17 protein-coding genes are annotated in these 15,632 nt (G+C 74.3%); 13 read left to right on the top strand and 4 right to left on the bottom strand.

Annotated elements, in window-relative coordinates; genetic code table 11:
* Window positions 1-204: 204 nt before the first annotated feature.
* Window positions 205-1,485 carry an MFS transporter gene (locus tag ABTZ91_RS11490; RefSeq protein WP_352076924.1) on the bottom strand — a complete coding sequence of 427 codons (1,281 nt, stop codon included), beginning with the start codon at window positions 1,483-1,485 and terminating at the stop codon, window positions 205-207.
* Window positions 1,486-1,671: 186 nt separating this feature from the next.
* Here ABTZ91_RS11490 and ABTZ91_RS11485 point away from each other — a divergent pair, with 186 nt between their 5' ends.
* The 7 genes from ABTZ91_RS11485 (at window position 1,672) to ABTZ91_RS11455 (ending at window position 9,017) form a co-directional block, all read left to right on the top strand.
* The gene (locus ABTZ91_RS11485; protein ID WP_352076923.1) at window positions 1,672-2,718 is read left to right on the top strand and encodes a DUF5937 family protein; all 1,047 of its coding nucleotides are present in this window, start codon (window positions 1,672-1,674) and stop codon (window positions 2,716-2,718) included.
* Window positions 2,715-3,710 carry an alpha/beta hydrolase gene (locus ABTZ91_RS11480; RefSeq protein WP_352076922.1) on the top strand — a complete coding sequence of 332 codons (996 nt, stop codon included), beginning with the start codon at window positions 2,715-2,717 and terminating at the stop codon, window positions 3,708-3,710. The genes ABTZ91_RS11485 and ABTZ91_RS11480 overlap by 4 nt, the downstream gene beginning before the upstream one ends.
* A 10-nt stretch (window positions 3,711-3,720) precedes the next feature.
* Window positions 3,721-4,782: an aldo/keto reductase gene (locus ABTZ91_RS11475; protein ID WP_352076921.1), complete on the top strand. Its 1,062-nt coding sequence runs from the start codon at window positions 3,721-3,723 to the stop codon at window positions 4,780-4,782.
* 128 nt (window positions 4,783-4,910) lie between these two features.
* Window positions 4,911-6,281 carry a winged helix DNA-binding domain-containing protein gene (locus tag ABTZ91_RS11470; RefSeq protein WP_352076920.1) on the top strand — a complete coding sequence of 457 codons (1,371 nt, stop codon included), beginning with the start codon at window positions 4,911-4,913 and terminating at the stop codon, window positions 6,279-6,281.
* Window positions 6,278-7,111 carry an ATP-grasp domain-containing protein gene (locus ABTZ91_RS11465; protein WP_352076919.1) on the top strand — a complete coding sequence of 278 codons (834 nt, stop codon included), beginning with the start codon at window positions 6,278-6,280 and terminating at the stop codon, window positions 7,109-7,111. The genes ABTZ91_RS11470 and ABTZ91_RS11465 overlap by 4 nt, the downstream gene beginning before the upstream one ends.
* 74 nt (window positions 7,112-7,185) lie before the next feature.
* Window positions 7,186-7,620, top strand: a complete 435-nt coding sequence (locus ABTZ91_RS11460; RefSeq protein ID WP_352076918.1) for a YciI family protein — start codon at window positions 7,186-7,188, stop codon at window positions 7,618-7,620.
* Between the two features lie 200 nt (window positions 7,621-7,820).
* Window positions 7,821-9,017 carry a sigma-70 family RNA polymerase sigma factor gene (locus ABTZ91_RS11455; RefSeq protein ID WP_352076999.1) on the top strand — a complete coding sequence of 399 codons (1,197 nt, stop codon included), beginning with the start codon at window positions 7,821-7,823 and terminating at the stop codon, window positions 9,015-9,017.
* A 53-nt stretch (window positions 9,018-9,070) separates the two neighbouring features.
* Here the strand turns inward: ABTZ91_RS11455 and ABTZ91_RS11450 are convergent, their stop codons facing one another.
* Window positions 9,071-10,564, bottom strand: a complete 1,494-nt coding sequence (locus ABTZ91_RS11450; RefSeq protein WP_352076917.1) for an MFS transporter — start codon at window positions 10,562-10,564, stop codon at window positions 9,071-9,073.
* Window positions 10,565-10,633: 69 nt separating this feature from the next.
* Between ABTZ91_RS11450 and ABTZ91_RS11445 the strand changes: the two genes are divergently transcribed.
* Window positions 10,634-11,404 carry a TetR/AcrR family transcriptional regulator gene (locus tag ABTZ91_RS11445; protein ID WP_352076916.1) on the top strand — a complete coding sequence of 257 codons (771 nt, stop codon included), beginning with the start codon at window positions 10,634-10,636 and terminating at the stop codon, window positions 11,402-11,404.
* Here ABTZ91_RS11445 and ABTZ91_RS11440 read toward each other — a convergent pair.
* On the bottom strand, window positions 11,392-11,964 hold the full coding sequence (locus ABTZ91_RS11440; RefSeq protein ID WP_352076915.1) for a rhodanese-like domain-containing protein: 573 nt from the start codon (window positions 11,962-11,964) through the stop codon (window positions 11,392-11,394). The two genes, ABTZ91_RS11445 and ABTZ91_RS11440, sit on opposite strands and share 13 nt — an antisense overlap.
* A gap of 81 nt (window positions 11,965-12,045) precedes the next feature.
* Between ABTZ91_RS11440 and ABTZ91_RS11435 the strand changes: the two genes are divergently transcribed.
* Window positions 12,046-12,381 (top strand): metal-sensitive transcriptional regulator, encoded by a 336-nt coding sequence (locus ABTZ91_RS11435; protein ID WP_352076914.1) that lies wholly within the window; start codon window positions 12,046-12,048, stop codon window positions 12,379-12,381.
* A 145-nt stretch (window positions 12,382-12,526) separates the two neighbouring features.
* Here the strand turns inward: ABTZ91_RS11435 and wrbA are convergent, their stop codons facing one another.
* Window positions 12,527-13,138: an NAD(P)H:quinone oxidoreductase gene (wrbA, locus tag ABTZ91_RS11430; protein WP_352076913.1), complete on the bottom strand. Its 612-nt coding sequence runs from the start codon at window positions 13,136-13,138 to the stop codon at window positions 12,527-12,529.
* 141 nt (window positions 13,139-13,279) lie between these two features.
* On the opposite strand from wrbA, the gene ABTZ91_RS11425 reads away from it, so the two are divergent.
* The 4 genes from ABTZ91_RS11425 (at window position 13,280) to ABTZ91_RS11410 (ending at window position 15,548) form a co-directional block, all read left to right on the top strand.
* Window positions 13,280-14,131, top strand: coding sequence for a TetR/AcrR family transcriptional regulator (locus tag ABTZ91_RS11425; protein ID WP_407077935.1), 852 nt, complete (start codon window positions 13,280-13,282; stop codon window positions 14,129-14,131).
* A gap of 142 nt (window positions 14,132-14,273) precedes the next feature.
* A complete protein-coding gene (locus ABTZ91_RS11420) occupies window positions 14,274-14,492 on the top strand; it encodes a type II toxin-antitoxin system VapB family antitoxin (protein WP_352076912.1) in 219 nt (72 codons plus the stop codon).
* 1 nt (window position 14,493) lies between these two features.
* Window positions 14,494-14,934, top strand: coding sequence for a PIN domain-containing protein (locus ABTZ91_RS11415; protein ID WP_352076911.1), 441 nt, complete (start codon window positions 14,494-14,496; stop codon window positions 14,932-14,934).
* Window positions 14,935-14,978: 44 nt separating this feature from the next.
* Window positions 14,979-15,548 (top strand): alpha/beta hydrolase, encoded by a 570-nt coding sequence (locus tag ABTZ91_RS11410; protein ID WP_352076910.1) that lies wholly within the window; start codon window positions 14,979-14,981, stop codon window positions 15,546-15,548.
* Window positions 15,549-15,632 lie beyond the last annotated feature (84 nt).

The following is a 15,632-nucleotide window of genomic DNA, read 5'->3' as shown; positions in this document are numbered from 1 at the left end:
TGTCGAGCGTAGGAGCCCCGGCGGGCGCGGGGGTGGAAATCGCGCGACACGCGGTGACGGGGCCCAGCTCGGTCGGGCCGCGGCCGGCCCGCTCGTGCCGTACGCGCAGGTGTGGTGGGACACCGGTCGGGCGGTCGGCGTCACCTCCTTCCGCCACCCGCGCCCGCGCCCCTCCGGCGACGCGCTCCAGGCCGTCGAGGTCGGCTACACCTGGCTCGGTGCCCCGAGTTCCTTCCCCGCCACCCCGACTTCCTTCCCCGCCACCTCGACTTCCCTCACCGGCGCAGGCCCGTCGGCCGACGCCGCCCGCTCGTTGAGCTCGGCCGCGGCCTCCACCCTGCGGCGCAGCAGCAGGGTGCCGGCGGCCGCGGCGAGCCCGGCGGTGAGGGCGGACCACCAGAGGGTGGCGGCGCCCAGGCCGGTGTAGACCGTGACGCCCAGGGTGAGGGCACCGAAGCGGGCCACGCCCCAGGTCCAGCCGAAGGCGCCCTGGTAGCGGCCGCGGGCGTGCGGCGGGGCCAGGTCGGCGATCACCGCCGCGGCGATGCCGGCCACGACCACCTCGCCCAGGGACCACACCACGACCGAGACGGTGAAGCCCACGACCCCCTCGGCCAGGCCGGTGAGGGCGACGCCGACGGCGATGAGCGCGCTGCCCGCCGCCTGCACCCGCAGCCGCGGCAGGCGCGCGAGGCGCACGGTCGCGAAGGGCTGGAGCGCGACGACCAGGACGGCGTTGACGGCCGCCATCGCCCCGTACACGGCGGGCGACAGGCCGCTGTCGCGGATCGCCAGCGGCAGGGCGACCTCCGTCAGGGAGTAGACGAAGAGCTGCACGCCGAGGAGCGGCAGGAGCAGGACGGCGAGACGGTCGCGCAGGACGACTCCGTAGCCGATGCCGTCGTCCCCGACGGGCCGCGGGGCACGCGACGGTTCCTTCAGGCGGGTGGCGACCACCACCGCGTACAGCAGCATCGATCCGGCGTCGACGGCGAACAGCAGCCAGTAGCCGTGAGCGGCGAGGAAGCCGCCGAGGACGCCGGCGACCGCCGTACCGATGTTCACGCCCCAGCCGAAGAGCGCGTACGCGCGCTGCCGGCGTTCGGGGTCGACGGTGTCGGCCATCAGCGCGTACGCGGCCGGCGAGACGGTCATGCCGGTGGCGCTGATCAGCAGCGCGGCGGCGGCCATCGTCCACACCCCCGGCGCGACGAACAGGGCGCCCTGCGCGGCGGCGGCACCGACGAGGCCGATCAGCATCGTGGGCCGGCGGCCGAGGCGGTCGGCGAGCACGCCGCCGATGGCCGGGCCGAGGAGGTTGCCGGCGCCGAGCGCGCCGAGGACGTACGTGGTGTCGGTGCCGGTGACGCCACGCGAGGCCAGGAAGAAGACGAGGAAGGGCGTGACGAGATAGCCCAGGCGGTTGATCACCGTTCCCGCGAAGAGCGTCCAGACGACGGGCGGCAGCCCCCGGAACGAGGACATCGAGGAAGGAGAGGAGACAGACGAAGACGAAGCCGAAGACGAAGACGAGGCGGAGGAAGGCGACGAGGACGAAGACGACGAGGACGAGGTGGAGGGAGGCATGGGAGGAGACTGCGCCTCTGGCCCGCACCCCCTCCAATCATTAAGCTCAGGCCGAATCCATCACCGATACAGCAGGGGCGCGCCATGGAGTCCGGGCTCAGTTTCTCCGCCGCCGACCTCGCCCAGACCCGGTTCGCCGTCTCCCCCATGTGGGAGGTCGTCACCAGCTTCCGCCTCCTCGCCACCGACACCGAGCCGCTCGTGCACCGGAGTTGGGCCGCCCAGGTACGCCCCCGGGTCCGCCGCGCCGGGCTGCATCGCGGCCGGCTCGCCGCGCTGGTGCCCGCGCACGGCTACCTCGCCGACTTCCTCACCCCCACGCCCGCCGGGCCCTTCCCCACCCTCGACGACGAACTCGACGCGATCCGGCGGACCCCGGCAGAGCAGATCGCCCACGATCTCGCCACCCTCGCCAACCTCACCACGCCCGCCGCCCTCACCACCCCCGCCACCCTCACCACGCCCGCCGCCCCCGGCACCTCCCGCTCCCCCGGCCCGGAACTCCGCACCGACGACATCGACCTCGAACGGCTCTGCGACGAGATCCGCACCTACTGGGAGCTCGCCCTCGCCCCCTACTGGGCCCGCATCCGCGCCCTCCTGGAGGCCGATGTCTTCCACCGTGCCCGCCAGGTCGCCGAGCACGGCTCGGCGCGCGTGCTCAGCGAGCTGCACGAGACCGTACGGTGGGACGACGGCACCCTGCGGCTCGTACGGAGGGCCTGCGCACTCACCCGCGACCAGGCGGGTTCAGGGCTGCTCCTCGTACCGTCCGCGTTCGCGTGGCCACGGGTCCTGACCCGTTCCGTGGCTCCCGACCCGCCCCAACTCGCCTATCCCGCACGGGGAATCGGCAATCTGTGGGAGCGCCGCACCACCCACACCGCGACCGACGCCGTCGCCGCCGTCCTCGGCCGCTCGCGCGCGCTGCTGCTCGCCGAGCTCGACACGCCCGCGTCGACCACCCAACTCGCCGCCACCTTCGGCCTGTCGGCGCCCGCCGTCTCCCAGCACCTCGTCGCCCTCCGGAACGCCGGCCTGGTCAGCGCCCACCGCAGCGGCCGGTCCGTCCTCTACGCGCGCACGGCCGTCGCCGACGCGCTGCTCTGCCCCCGCGAGGAGTACGTATGACCTGGACCGAGCACACCCTCCTCGTACGGGACGGGGGCGCCGCCGGCGAGGACGTACGGCTCTCGCTGCGCGACTGGGGCGGCGACGGGCGGCCCCTCCTCCTGCTGCACGGGCTCGCGGGGCACGCCGGCGAATGGGACGGCGTCGCCCGGCGGCTGCGGGCCGACGGGCACCGGGTCGTCGCCCTCGACCAGCGCGGACACGGCGCCAGCGAGCGGTACCCGAGGGACGTCTCACGGGCCGCCTACGTGGCCGACGTCCTCGCCGTGATCGACCGTCTGGACCTGGCGGGCACGGTCCTCGTCGGGCAGTCGTACGGCGGACACGCCGCCCTCCTCACGGCCGCCGCCACCGCGCGCACCCCCCGGCCCGACCGCCCCGCCGGCCCGGCCGGCCCCACCGAGGCCGCCGCCACCGCGCGCACCGCCCGCCCCGACCGACCAACCGAGGGCGCCATCACCGCCGATGGCCCCATCGCCGCCCCGAACGCCGTCGCCGCCCGGAACGCCATCGCCGCCGCCGTGCTCGTCGAGGCCGGGCCCGGCGGCGCGGACCCGGCGGTCCTGGCGGGCGTGGGCGACTGGCTGCGGGCCTGGCCGGTGCCGTTCCCGGACCGGGAGGCGGCCGTCGCCCACCTCGGCGGCGGGCCCGTAGGGGAAGGCTGGGCTGACGGACTCGAAGAGCGGGACGGCGGACTGTGGCCCCGATTCGACCCTGAGATCATGGTCGCCTCGCTCGCCGAGAGCGCCGGCCGGACCTGGTGGGAGGAGTGGGCGGCGATCGACGTGCCCGTCCTCACCGTCCTCGCGCAGAACGGGATCGTCTCCGACGAGGAGTACGACGAGATGGCGCGCCGGCTCCCCGGCCTCCGGGGCGTGTGCGTACCCGGCACGGGGCACGACCTGCACCTGGAGCGGCCCGACGTCCTGCACGCCCTGATCGCCGGGTTCCTCCGCGAGATCCCTTGCGTTGGAGTGGACTTCAACGCCTAGGGTGCGGCGCATGCGCTATCGGGTACTCGGCGGGACCGGGATCGAAGTCAGTACGTACTGCCTGGGCACGATGATGTTCGGGGCGGTCGGCAACCCCGATCACCAGGACTCCGTACGGATCATCCATGCCGCCCTCGACCGGGGGATCAACTTCGTCGACACCGCCGACATGTACTCGAACGGCGAGTCCGAGGAGATCGTCGGCAAGGCGCTGCGCGCCCCGCACCGCCGCGACGAGACCGTGCTCGCCACCAAGGTGTACTTCCCCGTCGGCGGCGAGGGCCCCAACAGGGGCGGCAGCTCACGCCGTTGGATCGTCCGGGCGGTGGAGAACAGCCTCCAGCGGCTCGGCACCGACTGGATCGACCTCTACCAGGTCCACCGCCCCGACGACCGCACCGACATCGAGGAGACCCTCGACGTCCTCGGCGATCTGGTGTCCCAGGGCAAGATCCGGGCCTTCGGCTGCTCCACCTTCCCCGCCGAGCGGATCGTCGAGGCGCACGCCGTCGCCGAGCGGCGCGGCCTGCGCCGCTTCCGCACCGAGCAGCCCCCGTACTCGCTGCTCGCCCGTGGCATCGAAACCTCCGTGCTACCGGTGGCGCAGCGGTACGGGATGGGCGTGCTGACCTGGGCGCCGCTGGCGTCCGGCTTCCTCTCCGGCCGGTACCGCAAGGGCGGGACCGTCGACCTGACCAGCGGGCGGCCCGCCCTCACCCCGCACCGCTTCGACCCGGCCCTGCCGGTGAACCAGGCCAAGCTGGACGCCGTCGAGGAGCTGATCGCCGTCGCCGACGACCTCGGCCGCACCCTGCCCGAGCTGGCGGTCGCCTTCGCCGCCGCCCACCCGGCGGTGACCTCGGTGATCCTCGGCCCGCGCACGATGGAGCAGCTGGAGGGACTCCTGAAGGGCGCGTCGCTGGTCCTGACGGACGAGGCCCTGGACCGCATCGACGCGATCGTCCCGCCCGGCACGAACCTCTACCAGCCGGACGGCGTCTGGCGCCCGGCGGCCCTCACCGACCCGGCGCTGCGGCGCCGGCCGCTGGGCGAGCGGGCGGCGGCCGACTGAGGACCCGGAGGGCTCCCGCCGCGCACCCGCTCCCGGCTCCCTCGGCACCCGCCCGGCCCCCTCCCCCAGCGCCCCTCCTTCTTCGAGGACTTCCTCCCCGCGTGCGGCCGTCAAGGCATCCTTGAGCCATGGGAGAGAAGAGACAGACGGGGCAGCAGCGAACGATCAGTCCCGAGGAACGAAGGGCCCGCCTCGCCCTGCGCCACCGCCTGGCGCCTTCCGCGCGGGCGGCGACCGCCGAGGAGGTCGCGGGGGCGCTCGTCGCCCTGCACGCGACGGACGCGGCGACCGTCTTCCTGGCCGCGGGCGCGCGACTGGCCCCCGGCACGCAGCGCGGCTCGGCCCCCGGTACGTCCGCCGCGCCGGACCCCACCCAGAACCCCGGCTCAGCCCCCACCCCGGACCCCGTCGCGGAGGTGGAGCGGGCGCTGTACGAGGACCGGACCCTGACCCGTATGCACGGCATGCGGCACACCGTCTTCGTCGTGCCCACCGCCCTGGCCGCCGCCGTCCACTCCTCCACCACGAACGCGGCCGCCGTGCGCGAACGCGCGAGCCTGGTCAAGCACCTGGCGGCGGGCAGCGACTTCGACGAGGCATGGCTGGCCGAGACCGAACGCCAGGTCCTCGCCGTACTGGCGGAACGCGGCGAGGCCACGGGTACCGAACTCGGTGCTGCCGTACCGAGGTTGAGGTCGCAGTACGTGTACGGGGTGGGCACCCGGCAGGAGGGGCCGCAGTCCGTCGCCAGCCGGGTGCTGCGGGTGCTGGGCATGGAGGGCCGGATCGCCCGGGGCCGGCCACAGGGCGGCTGGACGTCGAGCCGCTTCCGCTGGGCGCTGGTCCCGCCGCACCCCGAACTCCCGCTCGCGGAGGCGCAGTCGGAGCTGGTGCGGCACTGGCTGGCCGCGTACGGCCCGGGGACCGTGGAGGACCTGAAGTGGTGGACGGGCTGGAAGGTGACGGACGTGCGCCGCGCGCTGGCCGCAGTCGGGGCGGTCGAGGTCACCCTGGACGACGGGAGTGACGGGGGCGACGGGGGCGACGGCGGGCGGACCACCGGCTACGTCCTGCCCGACGACCTCGATCCCGTACCGGTGCCTGACGCGACGACCGAGCCGTGGGCGGCGCTGCTTCCCGCCCTCGACCCCACGGCGATGGGCTGGCGGGACCGCGACTGGTACCTGGACCCGGCCCACCGTCCGGCGCTCTTCGACCGCAGCGGCAACATCGGACCGACCGTGTGGTGGAACGGCCGGATCGTCGGCGGCTGGGCGCAGCGGCCGGACGGCGAGATCGTCTGGCGGCTGCTCGACGACGGCCACGGCCAGGGCCACGGCGGCGGCCACGGCGGAGGGAAGAGCGGAGGGAAGGGCCTGGGCCGGGACGCCGTACGGGCCGTGGAGGCGGAGGCCGCCCGACTGGCCGGGTGGATCGGCGAGGTCCGCGTCACGCCCCGCTTCCGTACCCCGCTCGAAAAGGAACTCTCCGCCGGATGACCGCCGACCTCCCGCCCGGCACCCGGCCCCCGCACCGGCAGCCGCAACCGGTTCGCCCCCCGCTCCCGACCGACGTCCTGCTCATCTCCGCCCAGCGCACCTCCACCGCCCTCCTCCTCGCCGAGGCCGCCGGTCGGCGCGGCCTGGTGACCCGGGTGCTCGACGGACCGCCGGAGACCGTCGTACGCGAGGGCGAGGCACCGCACTGGTACGGCGGCCCGCTGCTCGCCGACAGGATCGCGGGACGGCTCGGGCTCGGGCTGCTCGAACCGTCGGGCGGCTGGCTCGCGGAGCTGCCGGAGGAGTTCACCGGGCGCCGCGTCTCGCTGACCACGCTCGGGGCGGCCCGACGCGAACTGGCGCGGCCGGCCTTCGTGAAGCCGCCGGTCGACAAGTCCTTCGCGCCCGCCGTGTACGAGGACGGCGGTCGGCTTCCCCTCGACCTGCCCGGGGACACGCCCGTGCTCGTCTCGGAACCGGTGACCTTCGCGTCCGAGTACCGGCTGTTCGTCCTGGACGGGCAGGTGGTGACGGGCGGCCGCTACCTCTCGTACGGGCTGCTCGACCCGGGCCCGCCCGCGCCGGACGCCCTCCGCTTCGGGGCGGATCTGCTGGCGGCGGCGGGCGGTTCGCTGCCGAGCGCGGTGGTCGTGGACGTGGGCCTGACGGAGGAGGCCGGGTGGGCGGTGGTGGAGGCGAACATGGCGTGGTTCGCGCACTGCTACGCCGCCGATCCGTCCGCCGTCCTCGACGTCGTCCTGCGGGCGGCGGGCCCGCTCGGGCGGGTCGGGGAGCGGGATCGTTCCTTCCTCCGGGTGGGATCGGGCTGAGTGTCGAGAATCGCGGGCCGGCTCCGACGTCTCCTGTGAAAGAACCGGCACGGACGAATACACAGGAGGACGTCATGAAGTACCTGGTGATGGTGCAGGGCGCGCAGGCGGACTACGACGCCATGAACGGCAAGGCCAACGCGCACAGCCCGGCGTGGAGCGAGCAGGACCTCAGGGCGATGTTCGCCTACATGAACGCGATCAACGACGACCTGGCGGAGAGCGGGGAGTTCATCGACGGCCAGGGCCTCGTCGAGCCGGCCAGGACCCGGTTCGTGACCGCCGACGCCGACGGTCGGCCGGTCGTCACGGACGGCCCCTACGGGGAGACCAAGGAGGTGCTCGCCGGTTACTGGGTGCTCGACTGCGCGAGCCTGGAGCGGGTGACCGAGATCGCGGCCCGGGTCGCCCAGTGCCCCCAGCCGGCCGGAGCGCCGGTCTACCCGGTGGTGATCCGCCCGATCGACGAGTCGGGCGGCAGCGACCTGGGCGGGGGCGAGCTCGGTTGACCGACCCGTACGGGCAGGAGCCCCCCACCGACTCGTACGGGGAGGACACCGGCCCGTACGGAGAGGAGCCCACCACCCCGCACGGGAAGAAGCCCGCCGACCCGCACGGGAAGGACACCAGCCCGTACGGGCAGGCCCCCGCCCCCGCCACCTCCCACGGGAAGAAGGGCAGCAACGGGCGGGACCGCGCCGTCGAGGACCTGCTGCGGCTGCACGCGCCGCAGGTCCTCGGCGCGCTCGTACGCCGCTACGGGCACTTCGACACCGCCGAGGACGCCGTACAGGAGGCGCTGCTCGCGGCCGCCGGGCAGTGGCCACGGGAGGGAGTGCCGGCCAATCCGCGCGGCTGGCTGATCCGGGTGGCGTCCCGGCGCCTCATGGACGCGCTGCGGTCGGAGGAGGCGCGGGCCCGGCGGGAGGAGACGGCGCTGCGGCTCGAACCGCGCGAGGTCCGGGCGGCGCCCGCCGCCGACGACACGCTGACGCTGCTCTTCCTGTGCTGCGACCCGGTGCTGCCGCCGGCCGCCCGGATCGCGCTGACGCTGCGCGCGGTGGGCGGTCTGACGACGGCGGAGATCGCTCGGGCCTTCCTCGTACCGGAGGCGACCGTCGCCCAGCGGATCAGCCGGGCGAAGGCGAAGCTGCGCGCGGCCGGGGCCGACCGTCCCTTCCACCCGCCGGGCCCGGAGGACCGGGACGCACGCCTGGCCTCGGTGCTCCAGGTGCTGTATCTGGTCTTCAACGAGGGCTACACCGCCACGTCGGGCCCGGCGCTCCATCGCGCCGACCTCGCCCGGGAGGCCATCCGGCTGACCCGGGCGGTGCGCCGGCTGCTGCCCCGGGAGGGCGCGGTGACGGGTCTGCTGGCGTTGATGCTGCTGACCGAGGCCCGCAGCGCGGCCCGTACGGGCCCGGACGGGGAACTGATCCCGCTCGACGAGCAGGACCGCACCCTCTGGGACCGGGCGGCGATCGCCGAGGGCACCGCCCTGGTGGAGGAGGCGCTCACCGAGGGACCGCCCGGCCCGTACCAGCTCCAGGCCGCGATCGCCGCCCTCCACGACGAGGCGACGGGCCCCGACACCACCGACTGGCCGCAGATCCTCGCCCTCTACGACGTGCTCCTCGCGACGATCCCGGACGATCCGATGGCGGCGCTCGGCCGGGTGGTCGCCCTGGCGATGGTCGAGGGCCCGGAGGCGGGCCTGGCCGCGCTGACCGCCCTGGAACCCCGCCTCCCCCGCTCCCACCGCCTCCCCGCCGTCCGCGCCCACCTCCTCGAACGCACCGGCGCCCTCACCGCCGCCGCCGACGCCTACCGCGCGGCCGCCCGCGCCACCAGCAGCCTCCCGGAACGGCGCTACCTGCAGACGAGGGCGGCCCGGCTGTCGCGGTGACAGGCGGGCCGGCTGTCTCGGTGACGGGCGGCCCGCCCGCGGGACGCATCCGCTCAGTGGGCGTGCGGGCCGGCCGTCAGGTGGGGGGTGCCCTTGGGGACGAGGGCGGGGGCGAGGAGGGTGGTGACGGCGGCCGTGGTGGCGAGGAGGGTGAAGGCCGTGGTGAAGGTGGCGGGGTCGGGGCCCTGGAGGGCGGGGGCGGCGAGGGTGGAGACGGCGGCGACGCCGAGGGTGCCGCCGAGTTCGTGGCTGGTGTTGACGATGCCGGAGGCGAGGCCCGCCTCGTGAGGGGCGGTCAGGCCGAGGGCGGTGGTGGTGGCCGTGACGAAGACGGCGCCGAGGCCGAGGGCGGCGACGGAGAGGGCCGGCAGGAGGGTGGTCCAGGGGCCGGCGTCGGCCGGGAGGAGCGTGAGGGGGAGCAGCGCGAGAGCGGTCACGGCCGCGCCGGCGGTGGCCAGGAGCCGGGGGCCGACCGTGCCGACCAGGCGGGAGCCGAGGTGGGCGCCGACGGCGGTGGCGAGGGCGACCGGGAGGAAGAGGAGGCCGGTGCGGAGGGCGGAGAGGTGGTGGACGTGCTGGAGCAGGGCCGAGCCGAGGAAGAAGAAGGAGATCAGCAGGCCGGTGGCGACCAGCATCAGCAGTGAGCCCGCGACGACCGGGCGCCGGGTGAGCATCCGGGGGTCCATCAGCGGCGCCGGGGCGGCCTTCTCGACCTTCGCGAACAGCCCGTAGAGGACCGGTGCGGCGAGCAGCGGCAGCAGCGTGGCGGCCGAGGCCCAGCCGGTGTCGCCGGCGCGGACCAGGCCGTAGACCAGGGTGCCGGTCGCGGCGGTGACGAGCAGGGCGCCGGGGACGTCGAGCCGGGCCCGGCGGGGGGCCGTGGCGGGCAGGATCCGGGGCAGGGCGGCGAGCAGGGCCAGGCCGACGGGCACGTTGAGGAAGAAGATCCACGACCAGCCGGGGCCGTCGGTGAGCGCGCCCCCGAGGAGGACGCCGACGGCGGAGCCGGTGCCGCCGATGGCGGCCCAGACGCCGAGCGCGCGGGGGCGTTCGGGGCCGTGGAAGAGGGTGGTGACGAGCGCGAGGGCGGCCGGGGAGAGCAGGGCCGCGCCGACGCCCTGGGCGATCCGGCCGCCGATGAGCAGACCGGCGTTCGGCGCGAGGCCGCACAGCAGCGACGCGGCGGTGAAGAGAGCGAGCCCCGTGATGAGGACCCGGCGGGCGCCGAGGGCGTCGGCGAGCCGGCCGCCGAGGAGCATCAGACCGCCGAAGCACAGGGTGTACGCGGTGACCACCCAGGTCAGGGCGGTACGGCCGAGGTGGAGGTCGTCGTCGATGGCGGGCAGCGCCACGTTCACGACGGTGACGTCGAGGACCAGCATGAACTGGGCCGTACAGAGGAGGGCGAGGGCCGTCCAGCGGCGGGGGAACGCGGGTCCGGGGGCGGCTCCCGGGGCGTGTCCCGGAGCGGGCACATGGTCGTGGGCAGAGGGAGAGGCAGGGGCAGGACCGGGGGTGGGGACGTGGGCGTCCGAGTGGGCCGTCATGACTGAACTGTACGGGACAGTTCATATGAACTCAACGGTTCAGTTCAGTCGTCCGGGTACGCTGACCCCATGAAGGCCGACGCCACGAACACCGAGAGCGGGCAGACCGGAAGCGCGCAGATCGAGAGCCGGCAGACCGAGAGCCGGCAGATCGGGAGCTCGCAGACCGAGAGCCGGCAGACCGGGAGCGCGAGGACCGCGCCCTCCGGGGCCCGTGCCGCCCGCAAGCGCCAGGCCATCGTGCGGGCCGCCCGCACCCTCTTCCTCCGCGAGGGCTTCGGGGTCGGCATGGACGCCATCGCCGCCGAGGCCGGCGTCTCCAAGGTGACCGTCTACAACCACTTCGGCAGCAAAGAGGCCCTCTTCACGGCCGTCGTCGTCGGCGCCCTCGACGAGCCCCTGGGCGAACCCCGCGACGGCGACCGGAGCGAGGGCCCCGACCTCGCCCGGCTCGCCCGCGCCACGGACCCGGCGGACCTCAGGACCGCGCTCACCGACGCCGGCCGTGCCTGGATCCTGGCCGTACGCGCCGACGACGAGGGCCGCGCCCTGCGCACCCTCGTCGCCACGGAGGCCCACCGCTTCCCCGAACTGGGCCGCGCCTGGCGCGAACACGGCCCGGCCGGCCACCACCCGGCCGTCGCCGACGCCCTGCGCGCCCTCGCGGACCGGGGACTGCTGGACATCCCCGACCTGGAGGTCGCGGTCCTCCAGCTCTACTCCCTGCTCGTCTTCCCGCAGATGGTCTTCGAGCAGTACGGGGCGGAGCTCGGCGACGACCTGAGCGAGCGGCTCCTCGCCGACGGCGTGGAGATGTTCCTGCGCCGTTACGCTCCCTGACGCCCGTCCTCCCGTACCGGCACCGCGCCCCCGCGGTTGTACGGCAGCTTCCCGAGCAGCACCGCCATGCCGCAGGTGTCGGTGACCGCCGAGAAGACGAGGCCGCCCGCGACCGCCGCGGAGAGCAGCTGCAGGGCGGGGTGGACGAGCACCCCGAGCAGCAGTCCGAGCAGGACCAGCGAACCGGCGACCAGCCTGACCTGGCGGTCCATGGCCCACGGGGCGCGGGCGGGCGCGCCGGCCGGGCGGTCGAGCTCGTAACCACGGGCCGCCCAGCCGCTCGTACCGCCGACCAGGTCCATCGCGGCGACGCCCCGCGCGCGGAGCCGGCCGCAGGCGCTCGCGGAGCGGCTGCCGGACTGGCAGACCACGAGCAGTCCGCCGCGCGCCGCGGCCTCCTGGAGCGCGGGCACGGCCTGGTCGAGCCGGTCGAGCGGGACATTGAGCGCGCCGGGCAGGTGGCCGCCCGCGTACTCGACGGGAGTGCGCACGTCGACGACGGTCAGCTCGCCGAGCCGGGCACGGGCCTGGTCGGCATCGAGGGACAGGGGTGTGTTCATGGCAGGTGACATCCTTGGACGAGGGCAGAACCCCATGACGGGGGAGTAATTTACCCCCTGGGGTATCTGGGAGGAGTGGTTGTGGAACTGGATCTCGCGGGCGCCGAACTGAAGTCCGTCCTGAACCGGCTGCGCCGGGCGCAGGGACAGATCTCCGGTGTCATCCGCATGATCGAGGAAGGGCGCGACTGCGAGGAGGTCGTGACGCAGCTCGCGGCCGCCTCCCGGGCCCTCGACCGGGCCGGCTTCGCGATCATCGCGACCGGCCTCCAGCAGTGCCTGACGGACGCGGATCACGGCCGCCGTAAGGACGGCGAGGACCACGAGAACCGCGAGAACCGCGAAGACAACGCGGACCGCGAGAACCGTGAGCAGATGCGGGCCCGGCTGGAGAAGCTCTTCCTGTCACTGGCGTAGGACCGCCGGGTCCCGACGCCCGGAACGACGGCGCCCCCTCGTCCGTGTGGACGAGGGGGCGCCGTGACGATGCGGGGTGCGGGGATTCGGTCAGCCGCACCGCCGGGAGGCCGGTCGGGTGCGCCGGGCGGGGTCGGGGGGGGGATCAGTCGACCGCGAGGCCCTTCAGGCGCTTGGCGATCGTGGTGAGGCGCCGGCCCTGGTAGCGGGCGGCGGCGAGGACCTTGTCCTCGGGGGCGCCGTTGGCGCCGGGGTGGGCGGTGCCGTAGGGGTTGCCGCCGGCCGCGTAGACGGCCGGGTCGGTGAAGCCGGGGGACACGATGACCGAGCCCCAGTGGTGGAAGGTGTTGTAGAGGGCGAGCAGCGTGGACTCGTTGCCGCCGTGGGTGTTGTACGCGCTGGTGAAGGCAGTGGCGGGCTTGTCGGCCATCACGCCCTGGTTCCACAGGCCGCCGGAGGTGTCGATGTACTGCTTCAGCTGGGCGGCGACGTTGCCGAAGCGGGTCGGCGAGCCGAGGGCGTACGCGTCCGCCCACTCCAGGTCGTCGAGGGTGGCGACCTCGACGGTGTCGGCGGTGGCGTCCACGTGCGCGCGCCAGGCCGGGTTGGAGTCGATGGCCGCGTCAGGAGCGAGTTCGGGCACCCGGCGGAGCCGGACCTCGGCGCCGGCCTTCTCGGCGCCCTCGGCGACGGCCTGGGCGAGCTGGTGGACGTTACCCGTGGCCGAGTAGTAGATGACGGCGACCTTGACGGACATGACGAGCCCTCCTGAAAACCGGATTACTTTCCGCTTCAACGGTGCCAGGCTAAGCGGACACCTATCCGCTTAGCAAGGGGTACGGGTATGCTCGGGTCAGGGAGCGGACCGAGGGGGCGCGCGAAAGGCAGGCATCCGCAGATGAACAGCAGCACGAGAAAACCGCAGACCGGGCCGGACGCCGGGACCGAGCCAGACACCGAGGCGGACGCCGGTACCCGGACCCAGGCAGCCGCAGAGGCGGACGCCGACACCCGGACCAAGGCAGCCACCGACGCAGGCGCCGACACCCAGACCCAGGCAGCCACAGACGCAGACGCCAACACCCCGGCCGTCACCAGGACCGGGGACCGGCCGGTCGACGCACCCGCGCCCACCCCCGCGCCCACGCCCCTGCTCAGCCTGCTGCCGACCGTCGGCGGCCCCGCGCCCGAGCGCGCCGACGCCGCCCGCAACCGCCGCAAGATCCTCGACGCCGCCGCCCGGATCGTCGCCGAGGACGGCCCCGAGGCCGTCACCATGAACCAGGTCGCGCACGCCAGCGGCATCGGCGTCGGCACGGTCTACCGCCGCTTCGGTGACATCTCCCAGCTGCTGTGGGCACTCCTCGACGACCGCGAGCGCCAGTTCCAGGAGGCGTATCTGAGCGGCCCGCCGCCGCTGGGCCCCGGCGCGCCCGCCGCGGAACGGCTGGACGCCTTCCTCGACGCGCTCGTCGACCGGGTCGTCGAACAGCGCGAGATCCTCCTCGCCGCCCAGACCGCCGCCCCGACCGCGCGCTACACCAGCGGCGCGTACCTGGCGATGCACACCCACGTGACGCTGCTGATCTCCCACACCCGCCCCACCGCCAACGCCCCCCTCCTCGCCCACCTCCTCCTCGCCCCCTTCTCCCCGAGCCTGATGCACCACCTCTCCCAGGAACAGCAGCTCTCGGCCGAGGAGCTGAAGGCGGGCATACGGCAGTTGCTGAGCCTCAGACCGACCGAGTAACCGGAGCAGCGGGAGCAGCCGGAGTGGCGGGGCAAGAGTCCCTGAGAGCCGACCGCATCCCGCCGTATGGTCACGCTCCGTCATTCATACATGACATGGTCTACCTTTGTATGGAACCCATGCTCTGTTCCCAGGAGGCAGCGTGACCGCGACACAGATCGACATAGACGATGAGGCCCTCGCCGAGGCCATGCGACTTTCCGGCGCGCGCACAAAGAAAGAGATGGTCAATCTCGCGCTGCGCGAGTATGCGGAGCGGCATCGCCGCAGCGAGGCGCGCCTCCGGTACCTCGAGCTGGCCAAGGGATGGGACGACGAGGGCTTCTGGCGGCGGCACGCCGCCGAGAAGGGCGAGTCCTGACGTGCTCCGCTACCTGGTGGACTCCACAGCGGTGTGGCGACTCCAGCGTGACCCCGCGCTGAGCCGGGCATGGGAACCCGAGATCAATCTGGGCAGCGTCGGTTCCTGCCATCCGCAGCGCACCGAATTCCGCAGATCGGCTCGGAACCTCGACGAGTACGACCAGATGACCGACATGTTCGGGGACCTGTATCCCGACGCCCCCGTCCCGAAGAACGCGTGGCGGTGGATCGAGACAGCGCAGTACCGCCTGGCTCAGCGGGGACGGCACCAGAGCCTCTCGGTCGTCGACTGGCTCATCTGCGCGACCGCCGCGCACCACGGCCTGATCCTGCTCCACGACGACAAGGACTTCGGCGCCGCGGCGAGCCTCCTGCCCGACCTCTCCGAGCACAACGTGTACAACGTGCCCAGGCCCCCAGCCTCCTCGTCCACCCCTTGAAATCCACCTGGACCCCGCCCCCGCCAGGCCCCACGATCTGTGGCATGACCACGTACCTCATCCTGCACGGCTTCCAGAACCACCGTCCCCCCGGCCACTGGCAGCACTGGCTCGCCGGCGAGCTGCGGGCGCGCGGGCATGAGGTGCGGTATCCGCAGCTGCCGCAGGCGAACGCGCCCGTGCTGGAGGAGTGGCTGGACGCGCTGGAGGAGCACGGGAAGCGGCCGGCCGAGGGGGAGTTCGTCGTCCTGGCGCACAGCCTCTCCGTGCTGCTGTGGCTGCGCGCGGGCGCGCGGCGGCCGGAGGCCGACCGGGTGCTGCTCGTCGCGCCGCCGTCGCCCGGCGTGACCGCGTCCATCCCCGAGATCGCCGCCTTCGCCGACGGCCTCGACCTCACCGAGCGCGGGCTACGGGCCCGCCTCGTGTACGGGGACGGCGACCCGTACTGCCCCGAGGGCGCCGACGTCCCCTACGGCATCCCGCTCGGGCTCGACCTGGACCACGTCCCGGGCGGCGGCCACCTCAACCCCGAGCACGGCGGCTACGGGCCCTGGCCCGCCGTCCTCGCCTGGTGCGAGGACCCGGCGACCCGGCTGACCGGCGCGCGCGGCTGACCGCCCCACCCGGGGCGAAAAGCCGGTGACCCGGGTGACCGGCGCCCGGTAGCGTCGGCCGGATGAGCAGCGCGCCGCTCCCCG

Origin of the sequence: Streptomyces sp. NPDC126499 (assembly GCF_040302485.1) — a bacterium.
Taxonomy (GTDB): Bacteria; Actinomycetota; Actinomycetes; order Streptomycetales; family Streptomycetaceae; genus Streptomyces.
This window is presented reverse-complemented; position numbering and strand designations above follow the sequence as displayed.